Here is a 12,452-nt window from a genome sequence, read left to right as displayed (position 1 = left end):
GGCGAGGCACCCGCTCGATTCAATATATGACTGTGTAAGTGAGTCGGCGGCTTTATGTTTCGGCCTCAGCCGAACTATGCCAGCACGCTCTTCATCGCCCTGCCGGCCACATAGGTTTCCACCACCGTGCGATCGTCGCCCATGGTCAGCATCAGGAAGAGTTCTTCCGTCAGGCTGTTCACCACTTCCATCTTCAGCGCCATGGCGGGTGTCGAGGAAGCGTTCAGCACCGTGATGTCGGCGTCCGTGCCGGCGTCCAGCGTGCCGATGCGGTCGACCATCGAGAGGGCCTCGGCATTACCGCGCGTCATCAGATACCAGCTTTCCAGCGGGTTGAGGCGCTCGCCCAGCAATTGCTGGATCTTGTAGGCCTCATCCATGGTGCGCAGCATGGAATAGCTCGATCCGCCGCCGATATCGGTCGCAACCGCGATGCGCACCGGCTTTTCACGCCGCTGCAGTTTTTTCATCGGGAAGAGACCGGAGCCGATGAAGAGGTTCGAGGTGGGGCAATGCACGGCCACCGCGCCGGTTTCCGAGAGCACGTCCGCCTCGCGCTCCGAGAGGTGGATGGCGTGGCCGAGCAGGGTCTTTTTGCCCATCAGGCCGTAGCGCACATAGATATCGGTATAGTCGGTCGCTTCGGGGTAAAGCTCGCAGGTATATTTGATCTCGTCGAGATTTTCCGAGAGATGCGTCTGGATGAAGAGATCGGGGAATTCCTGCGCCAGCGCCTGGGCGGCTTCCATCTGCTTCGGGGTGGAGGTGATGGCGAAGCGCGGTGTTATGGCGACATGGTTGCGGCCCTTGCCGTGCCAGTCGGCAATCACCTGGCGCGTTTCGTCATAAGAGGTTTCCGGCGTGTCCAGCAGGCCCTGCGGGGCGTTGCGGTCCATCATCACCTTGCCGCCCACCATCAGCATGTTGCGCTTCATGGCCTCAGTGAAGAAGGCGTCGGCGGAGGTCTTGTGCACGGAGCAATAGGCAGCCGCCGTGGTGGTGCCGTGGCGCAGGAGCTCGTCGTAAAAATGCGTGGCGATGCGCTGGGCATGGGCGCTTTCGACGAAGCGGCATTCCTCCGGGAAAGTATAGGTGTTCAGCCATTCCAACAGGTTGGCGGCATAGGAGCCGATGACCTGCATCTGCGGGAAATGCAGGTGCATGTCGATCAGGCCCGGCACGATGAGATGCGGCCGGTGATCTTTTTCCTCGATGTCTTCGGGGGCCTGCTTGCGGATATCGGCGTATTCGCCGATGGCGGCGATCCGGCCGTCTTCGACCAGCAGGCCACCATCCTCAATGTAAAGATAGCTTTGCGTATCGTCGATTGCGAGCGGCGCGCGGCGGAAGCTCAGCAGGCGGCCACGCAGCAGAACCATGCTCATTCAGTCTTTCCTTCGGCTTTTCCAGCCCCGGAAACCGCACTTTCATACCATGCGGTCAGCACCTTGCGCTCATCCGGGGTGATGGCGGTGATGTTGCCGGGAGGCATGGCATGGCTGCGGCCGGCTTGCAAATAGATTTCGCGCGCATGGGCGGCGATCTGCTCGTCGGTTTCGAGCTTCACCGATTTTGGCGTGAAGGGCACGCCTTCCCACACCGGCTCGGCGGCGTGGCACATGGAACAACGGCCCTGAACCACATCGCGCGCCTTGGCGAAATGGGCGTCGGCGACGAATTGCTGCTGCATCGGCGACAGCGTCGCGGCCTTCTGTTCTTCTTCGCCGGTCAGCACCTTCGGTACGGTGGAAAGCCACATGATGACGATGAAGATGAGGGCGGTCAGCAGCCAGGTCCAAGTCGGCTTGCCCTTGCGGGCATGGGTGGTATTGAACCAGTGGCGGATGGTGACGCCCATCAGGAAGACGAGTGCCGCGATGATCCAGTTAAACTGCGTGGCAAAGGCCAGCGGATAATGGTTCGACAGCATGAAGAAGATGACGGGCAGCGTCAGATAGTTGTTGTGCAGCGAGCGCTGCTTGGCGATGCGGCCATATTTCGGGTCCGGCGTGCGCCCGGCAATCAGGTCGGCAACGACGATCTTCTGGTTGGGGATGATGATAAAAAACACATTCGCCGACATGATGGTGGCAGTGAAGGCACCGAGATGCAGGAAGGCGGCGCGGCCGGTGAATACCTGCGTATAACCCCATGCCATCGCCACCAGCGCGACATAAAGCACGATCATCAGGCCCCAGGTATTGTTGCCGAGCGGCGATTTGCAGAGGAAATCGTAAAACAGCCAGCCGATGGCAAGCGAGGCGAGCGACAGACAGATGGCCTGGAACTGCGTAAGCGCCAGCACCGAATGGTCGATGAGGAAGAGATCCGCGCCGCCGTAATAAACGATGCAGAGCATGGCAAAGCCGGAAAGCCAGGTGACGTAGCTTTCCCATTTGAACCATGTCAGGTGCTCGGGCATCTGGGCAGGCGCGACCAGATATTTCTGGATGTGATAAAAGCCGCCGCCATGCACCTGCCATTCCTCGCCATAGGCCCCCGGTGGCAGATGCGGCCGTTTGACCAGCCCGAGATCGAGCGCGATGAAATAAAAGGATGAGCCGATCCAGGCGATGGCGGTGATGACGTGGAGCCAGCGGACGGCAAAGGCCATCCATTCCCACGCAATGGCATATTCGTACATGCGGTTCCCCTGATCCTTGTGCAGCGCACCTTGCGAGAAATTTGACCGTTAGGAAAGGGAAAAGCAGAGGGCGGGAGGTGATTGTTCACAATCCGGTTCGCTTGTGTCCACAACATCGGTCGAAGTGGCTCGCCTCTGGTGGCAGGCCCGGTAAAGTTGCAGCGGAGATTTGCTGTCGCATAGTTTGTGCTTAGCTGGCTAACGCGACTCAGCTATTATCCTTTGTGCAGCCTGCCAATGTGCTAAAATAAAAGGCTGCGGAGCTTTGGAGTGCCCTGCGTCCGAAAGGACGCGGCAGAGGACGCTCTAACTTTTTAAGTGGCGCATCGTTCCTGTCGAAAATCGGTCTCGATTTTCAAGCCGATGCGCAGGGCTCCCATGACATGTTTCGCTGGCGGTTCATGCCGAAAGCGGGTGCTGCGAACCCTGGGGCGGGGGCAGTTCAGGGGGCAGGTGTTGCAGTTCCCGGTGCCATCGCGTCCGGGTGCGTGTTGATGTGTGGAATTTGAATAAAGGGACGCAATGACCTTCCGGCAACCGCCGTTGTTTCAACGGAGACCATGCCGATGCGCCTTGTTCTGACGGTTCTCTTCCTGCTTTTGGCGTTCACCGCCACAGCGCTTGCCCATGAATCCCATAAGGGGTTCAAATATGAAAGCTATTGCTGCAACGGCGATGCCCAGACGGGAGATTGCCAGATGATCCCCACGCGAAGCGTTCGTGTCACGCCGGATGGTTATGAGGTGTCGCTGGCCCCCGGCGATCATCGCATGGTCACGCGGCGGCATGTCTTCAACTGGTCGCAACGCGAGGCAAGACGGTCTGAGGATGGCGAATATCACCTCTGCCTCTTCCCGGATGAAGACACGCCGCGCTGTTTTTATGCGCCGGACATGGGGTATTGAGATGGCTGCGGCCGGCTTTCCTCGATCCGCTGCAATATCCAGTCGCGAAACAGTCTTATCTTGCGAATGTTCCTGCGGTTTTCGGGATAGACCAGCCAATAGTTCTGTCCTTCGCTGCTAAGATGCTCGAAGGGCTGATACAGTCGGCCGAGTGCAATTTCGTCCGCATAAAGCTCAGGGGTGAGCATGGCCACGCCCTGGCTGGCGATGGCCGCCGCGGCTTCGAATGCCTGGACGTTAAGGCGGCTGCGCGGATAACGGTCGAGGCCCGGATTTTCGACACCTACTTCCTGAAACCATTGGCTCCACCAGATGTCGCCGGGATCGATGATGCGCAGGCGCAGAAGATCCTCCGGCTTTTTTAATCCGCCGATGGTTTCGGCAAGGTCGGGATGCAGCATCGGCGTATAAACGCCCCTGACAAGCCGGTGATAAATCAACCCCTTGCCATCGTCGTTGCTCCAGCGGATGGCGACATCGCAATCGGACTGCGCAAAATCGATCAAGGTGTTGGAGGTTTCCAGCCGGACGGCGATCGAAGGATGTTCAAGCTGGAAAGCCCCCAGATGGCGTGAAAGCCAGCGTGACGCGAATGTGGCGGTGGAATGAATGGTCAGCGTCGTGTCTGACGTATCACGCACATTGTCGACGGCTTCCCGCAGGTTGTTAAAGGCCTCGGCCACTCTTGGCGCCAGCTTCTGCCCGGCCTCGGTCAACTGAACCTGGCGCGCTTTGCGTATGAAGAGCGGCTCACCGATATTCTCCTCCAGCAGCTTCACCTGATAGCTGACCGCCGTCTGCGTCATGCCCAGTTCCTCGCCAGCCCTGGTGAAACTCAGATGCCTGGCAGCGGCCTCGAACACGCGCAAGGCATTCAGCGGGAACTGGCGAGACATTTTCATGGATAAGTTCTCTTTATGCTAATCGCCAAAGGTTTCATTGGTTTTTACTCATAAATCAGAGCATTTTTAGCCCAACTCATCAACTGAGCTTCTGACATTTTTGAATGGAGACGAACATGCGCACAGCACTCTTGCGCGCGTGGTCCCGCCTGCGCGCGGGCCTGCGGACAGCGGAACGGTTTGCCCTTGAAAGCATTGCGCCGGACAATCTGGCGGATGAAAGCCTGCCCGACGGGCTCAGGCGTGATCTTGGCCTTGAGGATGGCCGTGTCGATTTTCGTTGCGACGGATTTCGGCAGCGGAAAATGCTTGCAACAACTCGGCTGCCACAAGGGCCGCTATGACGGCGGGGCGCTTGTCCCTGACGCTATTGCCACCGATAGGCAAAGTGAGTTTTGCAAGGCGGGAAGGCGGTTCGCCCTCCCGCTCCAGCCAATGGGAAAAGGTGGCGCGTTTGGTCTTTGAACCGATCATGCCGACATAGGCGAGATCGTCGCGGGCAAGCGCTTCCTTGGCTATGAGGAAATCGAGCGCGTGATCATGGGTGACGATGATCGCTGCCCCGTTTGCCGGGATTTTCGCGACGAGCGCTTCCGGCATGGGAGTGAGCACGGATGTGGCATCGGCTGGAAGATCGTGCAACTCCGTTTCCCGGGTCTCCACCACTGTCAGCGTCAGGGGCAGCAGCGACAGCGCTTCCGCCAATGCCTTTCCGACATGACCCGCCCCGAAAATGAAGACGGCGGGCTGCTGTTCGGCTTCGCCTTTCAGCCGCGTCTCAAGAGCGACCGCGATCTCCTTCGTCACCCGCTGGAAGCGAATGAGGGTGCGGCCGCCGCAGCATTGGCCGATTTCCGGGCCGAGCGGAATATCCATACGGTCTTCGGCCGCACCGCTCCTCAACATGGCGCGGGCATGGTCCATCGCCATATATTCGAACTGTCCGCCACCGATTGTTGCCCACAGCGCATCCTGACTTACCAGCATGAAGATTCCGGCTTCACGCGGCGAGGAGCCCTTGACGGCCTCGATTTCCACGAGGATCGCGGCGGGGAAGCGGGCGAGGAAGTTGGAAAGGGAGGTGTCAGGCATTTGTTGGCCCCCTCACACCTTCTTCAACCGTTCCACCGCCATAAGAACCCGTTCAGGCGTTGCCGGCGCATCGAGGCGAGGGCAGACCTTGTAATCGGCGACGGAGGCGACCGCCATGGAGAGGGCTTCGAGAACCGAGATCGCCAGCATGAAGGGCGGTTCGCCCACGGCCTTGGAGCGGCCGATGGTGGGTTCGGCATTTTCCGCCCATTCCGCCAGCTTGACGTTGAAACTCTTCGGCCGGTCGGAGGCGAGCGGGATCTTGTAGGTAGAAGGCGCGTGGGTGCGCAGCCGTCCCTTGCCATCCCACCACAATTCTTCCGTCGTCAGCCAGCCCATGCCCTGCACGAAGGCGCCTTCTACCTGGCCGATATCAATGGCCGGGTTCAGCGACTTGCCGACATCGTGGAGGATATCGGTGCGTTCCATCAGGTATTCGCCGGTCAGCGTATCGATGGACACTTCCGAGCAGGCCGCGCCATAGGCGAAATAATAAAACGGCGTGCCGCGGCCGGCGGCGCGGTCCCAGTGGATTTTCGGCGTCTTGTAAAAACCGGCGGCGGAAAGCTGCACACGGGCGAAATAGGCCTTTTTGATGAAATCGTTGAAGGCGATTTCCTCAAGGCCGATGCGCACCCGGTTCGGCAGGAAAACCACTTCCTCTTCGGGGACGTCCCAGTTCTCGGCGGCGAACTTGACCAGCCGCTCGCGGATCTGGCGGGCGGCGTCATAGGCCGCCATGCCGTTCAGGTCCGTACCGGAGGAGGCGGCGGTGGCCGAGGTATTCGGCACCTTGCCGGTGGTCGTTGCGGTGATTTTCACCCGGCCGATATCCACCTGGAAGGCATCGGCCACCACCTGCGCCACCTTGGTGTAAAGGCCCTGGCCCATTTCGGTGCCGCCATGGTTCAGGTGGATGGAGCCGTCATTATAGATATGTACCAGCGCACCCGCCTGATTAAAGGCGGTCATGGTGAAGGAGATGCCGAACTTGACAGGGGTGAGCGCGATGCCCTTGCGGATGATCGGGCTCGTTTTGTTGAGCTCGATGATCGCCTCACGTCGCGCGCGGTAGTCGCTGGAGGTTTCCAGCTCCTCGACGATGCGGGCGATGATGTTGTCCTCGACCTCCTGATGATAGGGCGTCGTGGTGCGGCCCGAGCCGGTCTCGCCGTAGAAATTCAGCTTGCGGATATCGAGCGGATCCTTGCCCACCGCATAGGCGATTTCCTCGATGAAACGTTCCGCGCCCAGCATGCCCTGCGGGCCACCGAAACCGCGAAAGGCGGTGTTGGAGACGGTGTGGGTTTTCAGCGGCCGCGAGGTGAGATGCACATGCGGGTAGAAATAGCTGGAATCCGCATGGAACAGCGCGCGATCCGTGACCGGGCCGGAGAGATCGGAGGAAAAACCGCAGCGGGCGGCATAGGTGGCGTCGACGGCGTGGATGCGGCCTTCCTCATCGAAACCAAGCTCGTAATCGACGCGGAAATCATGGCGTTTGCCGGTCGCTGTCATGTCCTCGTCGCGGTCGGGGCGGATTTTCACGGCCCGGTTCAGCTTCTTGGCGGCGATGGCGCAGAGGGCGGCGAACTGGTTGCCCTGCGTCTCCTTGCCGCCGAAACCGCCGCCCATGCGGCGCACCTGCACCGTGACGGCATTGGACGGCACCTGAAGCATATGGCTGACAATGTGCTGGATTTCGCTCGGATGCTGGGTGGAGCTCCACAGCGTCACCTCGTCATCCTCGCCCGGCACGGCCATGGCGATGTGGCTTTCGAGATAAAAATGCTCCTGTCCGCCGATCCGCATGGTGCCGGTGAGGCGGCGCGGTGCGACATCCATTTCGATCTTGGCATCGCCGCGCTTCAGCGTCATCGGATCGATGACCAGCGCGCCGCCATTTTCAATCGCCGTGTCGATATCGGTGAAATGCGGCAGGTCCTTATAGGTGATCTTCGCCCTGCGGGCCGCCTTTCTGGCGATATCGCGGGTTTCGGCAAAAACCGCGAAGATCGGTTGTCCGTGGAATTCCACCTTGGTTTCGGCAAGCAACGGCTCGTCGTGACGGCCTCCGGAAGAGATGTCGTTTTCGCCGGGCACGTCCTTGGCAACCATGACCCAGAGCACGCCGGGTGTTTTTTCCACTTCCGAGAGGTCCACCGAGACGATTTCGGCATGCGCCCGCTCGGCAAGGCCGAGCGCGCCGTGGATCAGTCCGGCGGGTTCGGGAATATCGTCGATATATTCGGCGCTGCCCGTCACATGCTTATGGGCGGAATCGTGCCGGAGCGAAGCGTGCATCGGGCCGTCGATTTCGGTCTTGGTCTTGTCGAAGCTTGTGGTGTCCATGGTTCAAGCCTCCTCCAGTGCAAAACGCATAAGTTCCTGCTTTTGTCCCGAAGTCTCGAGGAAAAATCGCGTCAGCAGGTTCTTGGCCGTCAGCTGCCGATATTCGGCAGTCGCCCGCCAGTCGGTCAGCGGGGTGAAATCCTCGTCCAGCACATCGCGCGCCGCATCGATCGTTTCTTGGCGCCAGGGCTTGCCGAGAAGGGCTGCCTCCAGATGCGCGGCGCGTTTGGGCGTACCGGCCATGCCGCCGAAGGCGATGCGGATGTCTTCGACCGCGCCATCGGCATCGAGCGTCAGGTTGAAAGCGCCGCAGAGCGCGGAAATATCCTCGTCGCGGCGCTTGGAAATCTTGTAGACGGCATAGCTGCTTTCCGGCGTCCGGAACGGAATGAAGAGCTTTTCGACGAATTCGCCGCTCAGCCGGTCCTGTTTGCCGTAATCGATGAAATAGCTTTCCAGCGGCAGGCTGCGGTTACCGGAGGAGGATCGCAAGGTCAGCGTCGCCCCGAGCGCGATCAGCGCCGGAGGCGTATCGCCGATGGGCGAACCGTTGGCGATATTGCCGCCGATGGTGCCCATATTGCGCACCTGCTCGCCGCCGAGGCGGTCGAACAGCCGGGCAAGCGGCGGGAAATGTTCCGCAATGGTCTTGAAGGCCTGGCTGTAGGTGACGCCTGCGCCGAGTGTCACGCCGTCCTCATCCACGGTAATGGTTTGCAGATCTCCGAGATTGTTGATGAAGATGACCGGGTTCAGCGCCCGCATCTGCTTCGTCACCCACAGGCCGACATCGGTGGAGCCGGCCACGATGGTCGCTTTCGGCTCAGCAGCGTAAATCTCGGTCAGTTCGGCCAGTGTCGCCGGAATGATGGTGCGGTCATCGCCGTGGGTGACGATGATCGTCTCATTGGCGCGAATGGCCCAGAGCCTTGCCATGATGTCGGTGCGGTCGCGTTGCAGCGGGTCGAAGAGCGCGCTCGGGCGGGCAGCGGCGATTTTTTCGGCGGCGCGGACTATCGGCTCATAGCCCGTGCATCGACAGAGGTTGCCTTGCAGCGCCTTTTCAATGTCGGCGCGGCCGGGGTTTTCACTGGCAAGCCAGAGGCCGTAAAGCGACATGATGAAGCCCGGCGTGCAGAAACCGCATTGCGAGCCGTGGAAATCCACCATCGCCTGCTGCACGGGGTGCAGCGTGCCATCGCGGGCGGCCAGATGCTCGACCGTCACGATATGGGTGCCGTGCAGCGAACCTAAAAAGCGGATGCAGGCATTGACGCTTTCATAACGCAGCGAACCATCCAGCAACCGCCCGACCAATACCGTGCAGGCGCCACAGTCGCCTTCGGCGCAGCCTTCCTTTGTCCCGGTCAACCGCTTGCTGATGCGGAGATAATCGAGAAGCGTGTCTGTCGGTCCGAAATCCTTCAGCGAGATGGTTTCGCTGTTGAGGATGAAGCTGATCGCGTCGTTCATGCAATGCCCTGCTTTTTTGACCGGCTGCCGAGCCGGTTTCTTGTCATTGTCCCTGCGCATCATATGCACGCCCGCAGGCGTATATCGATTTCCGTTTTGGCAATTCTTTGTTTCCAAAGCGGAAAGAAAATCCGGCAATTATTGCGCCGTCCAGCCGCCATCCACGGAAATATGGGTGCCGGTAATGTTGCTTGCGGCATCGCTTGCCAGAAACAGCGCGGCGGCGGCGACGTCATCGACGGTGACGAACTGCTTGGTCGCCTGCAGTTCCAGCATCACGTCGTTCTTCACCGCCTCTTCGCTGATGCCGCGCACCTTCGCCATTTCCGGTATCTGCTTTTCGACGAGCGGTGTGAGCACATAACCGGGACAGATGGCGTTGACGGTAACCCCGGTCTGGGCAAGCTCAAGCGCCGCCGTCTTCGTCAGGCCCATGATGCCGTGCTTGGCCGCCACATAGGCCGATTTGAACGGCGAGGCGACGAGACCGTGGGCGGATGCGATGTTGATGATACGGCCTTTTCCGGCCTTCTTCATCAGCGGTATCGCAGCCCGCATGGTATGGAAGGAACTGGTCAGATTGATGGCGATGATCCAGTCCCATTTTTCCGGCGGAAATTCCTCGATGGGTGCGATATGCTGGATGCCGGCATTGTTGACGAGCACATCCACGGAACCGAGTTTTTCGTTGGCGGAATTGATGAGGTCGGCGATCTCGTCCGGTTTCGTCATATCCGCCGGGTGGTAAAGCACACGCCCGCCGCTTTCTGCCTCCAGCAGAAGACGAAGCTTCTCAATCTCGTCCTCGTCACCAAAGCCGTTCAGCACGATATTGGCGCCCTCCCGCGCAAATCGCTGGGCGATGCCGAGGCCGATACCGCTTGTGGAGCCTGTCACGATAACTGTCCGATGCATGCTTTCCCCTTTTTGCATTACTTCGCACATATTTAAGCAGCGTATGCCCAAAGGGGGCGGGCTGGCAATCGCCCATTTCGGGGGAGCACAGTGGAGCGGCGAAACAGGCTGCGGCCATCCAATTTTTCGAAGCTAAGCATCCAGATTCTGCATTTGTGTGCGGGGCCTTCCGTTCCTATCTCTCAGGCAAGCAAACAGAGGTATCGTTATGGAACTCGGTCTTTACACATTCGCCGATGTCAATCCCAATCCTGCCGATGGTCGTGGCCCGGAAGGCGCACGCCGGCTTAAGGATCTCCTGGAGGAAATCGAGCTTGCCGATCAGGTCGGGCTCGATGTTTTCGGGCTGGGCGAGCACCACCGCCCCGACTATGTCGCTTCCTCGCCCTCCACCGTTCTCGCGGCGGCGGCGGTGAAGACGAAGAATATCCGCCTGACGAGCGCCGTTTCGGTTTTGAGTTCGGATGATCCGGTGCGGGTGTTCCAGCAGTTTTCGACCGTCGATCTTCTCTCGAACGGCCGCGCCGAGATCATGGCGGGGCGCGGGTCCTTTATCGAATCCTACCCGCTGTTCGGTTACGATCTCGAGGATTACGATGTGCTCTTCGCCGAAAAGCTCGATCTGCTCTTGGCGCTGCGGGAGCAGGAAATCGTCACTTGGTCCGGCACCAAGCACCCCGCCATTAACGGGCGCGGCGTTTATCCGCGGCCCTTGCAGGAGCGTCTGCCGGTGTGGATCGCGGTTGGCGGCACGCCGCAATCGGTGGCGCGGGCAGGCGCCATGGGTCTGCCGGTGGCGCTTGCCATCATCGGCGGCGAATATCGCCGCTTTGCGCCGCTGTTCGATCTCTATCATGAGGCTGCGCGCCGCGCCGGGCAGGAAAAGACGAAGCTGCGCACCAGCATCAATGTGCACGGCTTCATTGCCGACACCACCGACAAGGCGGCGGACCAGTTTTACGGCCCGCAGGCGGACGTGATGAACCGCATCGGCCGCGAGCGTGGCTGGGGGCCGACGAACCGCGCGCATTTCGACGCCGCACGCGGGCCGGAGGGCAATCTCTTCCTCGGTGAGCCGGAGCTGGTGGCGGAAAAGATCATCAAGGCGCATGGCGTGTTCAGGAATGACCGCTTCCTGCTGCAGATGGCCATCGGCCTGATGCCGCACGATCAGATCATGCGCGGCATCGAGCTTTATGGTACGAAAGTCGCCCCTATCGTCAGAAAAGAATTGACGGGGAGCGCCGATCCGGTGAAAGCCACGGCCTGATGATTGCCAAGGCGGGCGTTTTGAGACCCGCCATACAGAACGACGGACAGAGACATGGTCATTTCCACCGAAGAAGAACTGGTTCTGCTGAAGGACATCGGCCGTTTGTGCGCCGTCGCGATGCAGACCATGGCGGACGCGCTGGAACCCGGCATCACCACGGCCGAGCTGGATGCCATCGGCCGTAAGGTGCTGGAGGATAACGGTGCGCAATCGGCGCCGGAATTCTGCTACAAGTTTCCCGGTGCGACCTGCATCAGCGTCAACGAGGAAGTGGCCCACGGCATTCCGGGTAGCCGCATCATCAAGGCGGGCGATCTCGTCAATATCGATGTCTCGGCGGTGAAGAATGGCTTTTTCGGCGATACGGGCTCGTCTTTCGCCGTGCCGCCGGTGAAGAAGGACATCGAACGCCTCTGCCGCGATGGCAAGCGCGCCATGTGGACGGGCCTGCAGCAGGTGAAGACCGGCAGGCCTTTCGCCGATATCGGCAATGCCATCGGCGCCTTTGCGAAAAAGAACCGCTATACGCTGATCACCAATCTCGCCAGCCACGGTATCGGCCGCTCGCTGCATGAGGAGCCGAAGGAACTGGCGACCTGGCCGGACAAGGATGAGCGGCGCATCATGCAGGAAGGCATGGTGTTCACCGTCGAGCCGTTTCTCTCGACGGGCGCCTATTGGGCCGAGGATGGCGATGACGATCCCTGGACGCTCTATAGCGATCCGAGCGCGCCGACGGTGCAGTATGAGCATACCGTGGTTGCGACCAAGAATGGGCCGCTGGTGCTGACGCTGGCTGAGTGAGGGTCGGGGACTGGCTTCCGTTCATCAAGGGCAAATTACAAACGTCCATTATCTCGTCTTGGCCCCTGGGTGAGGCGAGCGGGTGCCCCTTG

10 protein-coding genes are annotated in these 12,452 nt (G+C 60.2%); 3 read left to right on the top strand and 7 right to left on the bottom strand.

Going from position 1 to position 12,452, the window contains the following annotated elements:
- Positions 1-74: 74 nt before the first annotated feature.
- Both guaD and puuD read right to left on the bottom strand, forming a co-directional pair.
- The gene (gene guaD / locus AGR13A_RS11390; protein WP_080835598.1) at positions 75-1,385 is read right to left on the bottom strand and encodes a guanine deaminase; all 1,311 of its coding nucleotides are present in this window, start codon (positions 1,383-1,385) and stop codon (positions 75-77) included.
- A complete protein-coding gene (gene puuD / locus AGR13A_RS11385; RefSeq protein WP_080835594.1) occupies positions 1,382-2,644 on the bottom strand; it encodes a urate hydroxylase PuuD in 1,263 nt (420 codons plus the stop codon). The genes guaD and puuD overlap by 4 nt, the downstream gene beginning before the upstream one ends.
- A 566-nt stretch (positions 2,645-3,210) precedes the next feature.
- Here puuD and AGR13A_RS11380 point away from each other — a divergent pair.
- The gene (locus AGR13A_RS11380) at positions 3,211-3,549 is read left to right on the top strand and encodes a hypothetical protein (RefSeq protein ID WP_035220103.1); all 339 of its coding nucleotides are present in this window, start codon (positions 3,211-3,213) and stop codon (positions 3,547-3,549) included.
- On the opposite strand, the gene AGR13A_RS11375 is transcribed toward AGR13A_RS11380, so the two are convergent.
- From AGR13A_RS11375 to AGR13A_RS11355, 5 genes are all read right to left on the bottom strand, one after another.
- Positions 3,525-4,451 (bottom strand): LysR substrate-binding domain-containing protein, encoded by a 927-nt coding sequence (locus AGR13A_RS11375; RefSeq protein WP_080835591.1) that lies wholly within the window; start codon positions 4,449-4,451, stop codon positions 3,525-3,527. The genes AGR13A_RS11380 and AGR13A_RS11375 overlap by 25 nt on opposite strands.
- Before the next feature lie 237 nt (positions 4,452-4,688).
- A complete protein-coding gene (gene xdhC, locus AGR13A_RS11370; RefSeq protein WP_080835587.1) occupies positions 4,689-5,543 on the bottom strand; it encodes a xanthine dehydrogenase accessory protein XdhC in 855 nt (284 codons plus the stop codon).
- A 12-nt stretch (positions 5,544-5,555) separates the two neighbouring features.
- Complete coding sequence (gene xdhB, locus AGR13A_RS11365; protein ID WP_167377473.1) at positions 5,556-7,895, bottom strand: xanthine dehydrogenase molybdopterin binding subunit; 2,340 nt, start codon at positions 7,893-7,895, stop codon at positions 5,556-5,558.
- Between the two features lie 3 nt (positions 7,896-7,898).
- Positions 7,899-9,368, bottom strand: a complete 1,470-nt coding sequence (gene xdhA, locus AGR13A_RS11360; protein ID WP_080836776.1) for a xanthine dehydrogenase small subunit — start codon at positions 9,366-9,368, stop codon at positions 7,899-7,901.
- A 138-nt stretch (positions 9,369-9,506) separates the two neighbouring features.
- On the bottom strand, positions 9,507-10,283 hold the full coding sequence (locus AGR13A_RS11355) for a 3-hydroxybutyrate dehydrogenase (protein WP_080835583.1): 777 nt from the start codon (positions 10,281-10,283) through the stop codon (positions 9,507-9,509).
- 208 nt (positions 10,284-10,491) lie between these two features.
- Between AGR13A_RS11355 and AGR13A_RS11350 the strand changes: the two genes are divergently transcribed.
- Complete coding sequence (locus tag AGR13A_RS11350) at positions 10,492-11,553, top strand: LLM class flavin-dependent oxidoreductase (RefSeq protein ID WP_080835581.1); 1,062 nt, start codon at positions 10,492-10,494, stop codon at positions 11,551-11,553.
- Positions 11,554-11,607: 54 nt separating this feature from the next.
- On the top strand, positions 11,608-12,360 hold the full coding sequence (gene map / locus AGR13A_RS11345; protein ID WP_080835577.1) for a type I methionyl aminopeptidase: 753 nt from the start codon (positions 11,608-11,610) through the stop codon (positions 12,358-12,360).
- The last annotated feature ends 92 nt before the right edge of the window (positions 12,361-12,452 follow it).

Source organism: Agrobacterium genomosp. 13 str. CFBP 6927, from assembly GCA_900012615.1.
Classification (GTDB): Bacteria; Pseudomonadota; Alphaproteobacteria; order Rhizobiales; family Rhizobiaceae; genus Agrobacterium.
Note: the sequence above shows the minus strand (reverse complement) of the source record. Positions and strands in the feature narration are given on the sequence as shown.

Coding starts and splice junctions, on each gene's coding strand:
- guaD (WP_080835598.1), bottom strand. CDS start 1,385: ATGAGCATGGTTCTGCTGCGTGGCCGCCTGCTGAGCTTCCGCCGCGCG.
- puuD (WP_080835594.1), bottom strand. CDS start 2,644: ATGTACGAATATGCCATTGCGTGGGAATGGATGGCCTTTGCCGTCCGC.
- AGR13A_RS11380 (WP_035220103.1), top strand. CDS start 3,211: ATGCGCCTTGTTCTGACGGTTCTCTTCCTGCTTTTGGCGTTCACCGCC.
- AGR13A_RS11375 (WP_080835591.1), bottom strand. CDS start 4,451: ATGAAAATGTCTCGCCAGTTCCCGCTGAATGCCTTGCGCGTGTTCGAG.
- xdhC (WP_080835587.1), bottom strand. CDS start 5,543: ATGCCTGACACCTCCCTTTCCAACTTCCTCGCCCGCTTCCCCGCCGCG.
- xdhB (WP_167377473.1), bottom strand. CDS start 7,895: ATGGACACCACAAGCTTCGACAAGACCAAGACCGAAATCGACGGCCCG.
- xdhA (WP_080836776.1), bottom strand. CDS start 9,368: ATGAACGACGCGATCAGCTTCATCCTCAACAGCGAAACCATCTCGCTG.
- AGR13A_RS11355 (WP_080835583.1), bottom strand. CDS start 10,283: ATGCATCGGACAGTTATCGTGACAGGCTCCACAAGCGGTATCGGCCTC.
- AGR13A_RS11350 (WP_080835581.1), top strand. CDS start 10,492: ATGGAACTCGGTCTTTACACATTCGCCGATGTCAATCCCAATCCTGCC.
- map (WP_080835577.1), top strand. CDS start 11,608: ATGGTCATTTCCACCGAAGAAGAACTGGTTCTGCTGAAGGACATCGGC.